This window comes from Scandinavium sp., assembly GCF_032012665.1.
Taxonomy (GTDB): Bacteria; Pseudomonadota; Gammaproteobacteria; order Enterobacterales; family Enterobacteriaceae; genus Scandinavium.
Genome location: NZ_DALZVG010000052.1, coordinates 1 through 4,236, shown reverse-complemented (window position 1 = coordinate 4,236; position 4,236 = coordinate 1). Strand labels below are relative to the sequence as shown.

Genomic DNA, 4,236 nt, shown 5'->3' with positions numbered 1-4,236 from the left:
TCGCCGCTGGTAACCAGGCGCACATTGGCGGCGCAGACCTGATTGCCGGGAAGGACATGAGCCTCAGCGGCAGCAGCGTCATCATCGACCCGGGGCACGACAAACGAACCCGCGATGAAACATTCGAGCAGAAGAAAAGCGGGCTGACGCTGGCGCTTTCGGGCGCGGTGGGTGGAGCCATAAACAACGCTGTAAACTCAGCGCAGGATGCGAAAAATGAAAGTGATGGCCGTTTAGCTGCACTTCAGGCGACAAAATCAGTTCTTTCCGGCATGCAGGCCGGGCAGGCCGTTGCTCTGGATGCTGCTGACAGTGGGAATACTGAAAACCCGAGCACTAACGCTATCGGCGTCAGCGCTTCTCTCACCACGCAAAAGTCGAAATCTGAGCAACATGTGCGGAGTGATGAAGTCACGGGCAGTACGCTGAACGCGGGCAACAATCTCTCCATCACTGCAACCGGGAAAAACAAAGGCCCGAACAGCGGGGATATTGTGATTGCCGGAAGCCAGTTAAAGGCGGGCGGCGACACCGTGCTGGATGCGAAAAACGACATCCTGCTGGCGGGTGCAGCCAATACACAGCAGACCACGGGTAAGAACAGCAGCAGTGGTGGTGGTGTGGGTGTTGGCATCGGTGTTGGCAGCGGTGGCTGGGGGATCAGCGTCTTCGCTAATGGCAACTCTGCCCACGGTAAGGACAAGGGCAACGGTACCGACTGGACCGAAACCACCATCGACAGCGGTAAAACCGTCACCATCAAAAGCGGAAATGACACCGTACTTGATGGCGCGCAGGTCAACGGCAATAAAATTGTCGCCGACGTGGGTCACGACCTACTGATGCGCAGCCAGCAGGACAATAACGACTACGACAGCAAGCAGACCAGCGTTGCCGGAGGCGGGAGTTTCACCTTCGGTTCCATGTCCGGTTCGGCTTATATGAGCGTGAATCAGGACAAGATGAAGAGCCGCTTCGACTCGGTGGCGGAACAAACCGGCCTTTATGCCGGGGATGGCGGTTTCGATATCACGGTTGGCAATCATACCCAGCTTGATGGCGCGGTTATTGCTTCCACGGCGACGGCCGATAAGAACAGACTCGATACCGGGACGTTGGGCTTCAGCGATATTCACAACGAAGCCGACTTTAAAACTGAACATGTCGGCGGAGCCTTTAATACCGGTGGCAGCATCGCCGGGCAGTTTGCGAGCAATGCGGCGAATGCCCTGCTGGCAGGCGGCGGTAATAAAGGCCATGCCGAAGGCACGACTCAGGCAGCTGTGGCTGATGGCACCATCACCATCCGCGACAAGGACAATCAGAAGCAGGATGTTGCGGACCTCAGCCGCGACACAGAACACGCCAACGACAGCATCAGCCCGATCTTCGACAAAGAGAAAGAGCAGAAACGGCTGCAGGAAATTCAGCTGATCGGCGAAGTGGGTTCTCAGGCTGCCGATGTGGCAAGAACACAGGGTGATTTGGCCGGACGTAAAGCGGCGAAAGATCCGGATTCGCTGGAAGAAGCGCGTCAGCAGCTGGCGAAGGAAGGGAAGCCAGTCACAGATGCCGCCGTGGCGGAACGTGCGTACAACAACGCCTCGTCATTCTATGGCACGGGCGGCGTGGTTCAGCGCGGGCTTCAGGCAGTGACCGGAGCGCTGACCGCTCTGGCTGGCGGTGGCAACCTGGCTGGCGCTCTGGCTGGAGCATCGGCCCCGGAGTTGGCGAATATTATCGGACACCGTTCCGGTCTCAGCGATGATGAAGCGCTGATAGCCCATGCCGTTCTGGGTGGCGTTGTCGCTTCACTACAGGGGAACAGCGCCGCAGCTGGTGCGGCAGGAGCGTTGAGCGGTGAACTGGCTGCCCGAGCCATTAAAGATCAAATGTTCCCAGGCAAGAGCAACAGTGAGCTGAGTGAAAGTGACAAGCAGCTGATCAGCAACCTGGCAACTCTGGCATCAGGGCTGGCGGGGAATCTGACAGGTGGAAACTCTGCTGGCACAACAGCGGGTGCTCAGGCCGGAAAGAATGCGGTTGAGAATAATGCATTGAGTGACATTATCGAGAACAAAGCCTCAGGAATGTCACAGGAAGAGAAGTACCAGAAAGCTCAGGATGCGCTGGTGAAGGCTACTGAAGAGTTTAAAGCACAGAACTGTGCCGGGCTGAGTGCTGAAGCTTGTGGAACTAAAATTGTGGCGCACCGGGATGAACTGCTGGCTGGTGCTGCCTCGTTCGGAGTAGACTTTGTTCCGGTTGTGGGCGATATCAAGAGCTATGCAGAAGCACAAAGCGCTTTGGATTACCTCGCAGCGACTATTGGTTTACTTCCTTTAGTGGGTGACGTTGCTGGTGAAACATTAAAACTTGCTAATAAGGCGTTGAAAGCTGGCGATCTTGAGCAAGCATCTAAATTAATCAATACTGCCAGTAAACAGGTTGAAGACGTTAAGGCTCTTGATGTTGGTTCTTACAAAGAACTGAAAGCAAGAGAAGTCGTTGGTGATGGGTTGGAGCATGATCATATCCCATCTTTTGCTTCACTTCGTAAAGCAAAAGAAAATGAACTTGGGCGCCCTTTGACTGATGCTGAGGCAAAGAATCTTTATCAGAATGCTACGGCGGTAGAAGTACCTAAAGATGTTCATGCCTCAGGGCCAACTTATGGCGGGAAGAATAATGCTGCCCAAGTCAAAAACGATGCTATAGATTTGTGTGGAGCTGAATGCCGCGATACGGATGCGTTGAGAAAAAATATGCTGGAACGAGGCTACGAACCTAAGTTGGTTGATGATGCGATACAGCAAATTAAAGAACGAAATCGTCAGATGGGAGTAACCAAGTAATGCCTGAATGGAAAAAATTTATTGATTCTCTTGGTAAAACTGAGTCATCAATAGAGTTTATTAAGCTCAAAGAATCTATTGGCGAAACCCCAACTGTTTCCGAAGATCCTGCAGAGTATAATGATCCGGTAGGCCATACAAAATACTATAAGTATCCTCGCTCAGGATTAGATATAGGAATCAGGAATGGTGTCGTAAACCATGTTCACTTTTATTTTGATGGGTATGAAAATTATGGTTTTTTCCCCGGGGAACTACTTTCTGGCATATGTCTGGGATGGGATGAAAAGTCAGTGATGCAAATACTTGGGCAACCAGATTTTTCGGGAGCAGGAAAAATGGATATGCTCCTTGGATACTTAAATAAGTGGATTAAGTACAAAAAAGAAGGCTATGCATTACATCTGCAATTTAATAAAAACGATGCTCTATGCAGAGCAACCTTGATGAGATAATTCAAATCCCGCCCCTATCCGGGCGGGATAATTTTGCGTGAACTCAAAGTTTTTCCAGTTCCACCCGAGCCATCACGCCTTGCAGGTATGCCATAACTTGCTGTTGCTCAGGTTCTGGCAACCCTTTGGTTGTGTTTAATACTTTCATCAGTTGTGTGGTTTCTGGTCGAGCGGTGATCACCAGACATCCCGGCATTACCCGAACATCTAATTTTGTGCCCGTGGTAAACCCGGCCTCTTCCATCCAGCGACCGTTCAGGCGCAGGCTGGCACGGCAGGTGTAGTGCGTGGTCCGCAGTGTGGTGGGGTCAATGTGGCGGGTTCTGACGTAGCTTACCGTCATATTCCTTAATACTTTTGGCTCTGCTTTCTTAGGCAAGCTGTGATCGTTATTTTTGCGTACTGCCTTGTGTTTTTCTGTATTACATGCCAAAAGTTTAGATTGTGTTTTGGCAATAGAGGTTTCTGGCTTAAGATTGGTGTCAGCCATATTCAACTCCGTTCTAGTTGTCTGTGGTCAGCGGCATGGAAGTGCTTCAACACTTTCATGTCGCGCTCTTTAATAATCAGAATTTTCTATTTTATCGATTTTCCTTTTGCGGTCTTTCGGTTGCTTTACTGCGTCCATTATACCCTGCTGAATAAAAACACAGCACTGGATGCATGAACAAAGTTAATATCTGCGAGGCCGCTTCAGGAAATATTACTGATTGATGTAACGTTGCATTTTTAGCTGTTTCTGTAAAAACGTTCTTTCATTCTAAACAGCAACTATCCTCTGCCTTCCGGCAACAACGGCTACTTTGTGCCGTCCACCGATCCGGACAGCCCGTATCTGATCACCGTTAACCCAAAACTCGATGGCCTCGGGCAGCTCGATCCGTCGCTGTTTGGCGATCTGTATAAGCTGCTCGGCATGAACCCGG

Annotated in this window: 3 protein-coding genes; 2 read left to right on the top strand and 1 reads right to left on the bottom strand. The window is 51.1% G+C overall.

What is annotated here, in order from left to right; translation table 11 throughout:
- Together RTU33_RS21645 and RTU33_RS21640 are read left to right on the top strand one after the other, a co-directional pair.
- Nucleotides 1-2,855: hemagglutinin repeat-containing protein (locus RTU33_RS21645; protein WP_312630133.1), on the top strand; the 2,855-nt coding region annotated here is incomplete at its 5' end.
- The gene (locus RTU33_RS21640; protein ID WP_312630132.1) at nt 2,855-3,310 is read left to right on the top strand and encodes a hypothetical protein; all 456 of its coding nucleotides are present in this window, start codon (nt 2,855-2,857) and stop codon (nt 3,308-3,310) included. The genes RTU33_RS21645 and RTU33_RS21640, both read left to right, overlap by 1 nt.
- A 43-nt stretch (nt 3,311-3,353) precedes the next feature.
- Here the strand turns inward: RTU33_RS21640 and RTU33_RS21635 are convergent, their stop codons facing one another.
- The gene (locus RTU33_RS21635; protein WP_312630131.1) at nt 3,354-3,800 is read right to left on the bottom strand and encodes a SymE family type I addiction module toxin; all 447 of its coding nucleotides are present in this window, start codon (nt 3,798-3,800) and stop codon (nt 3,354-3,356) included.
- Nucleotides 3,801-4,236 lie beyond the last annotated feature (436 nt).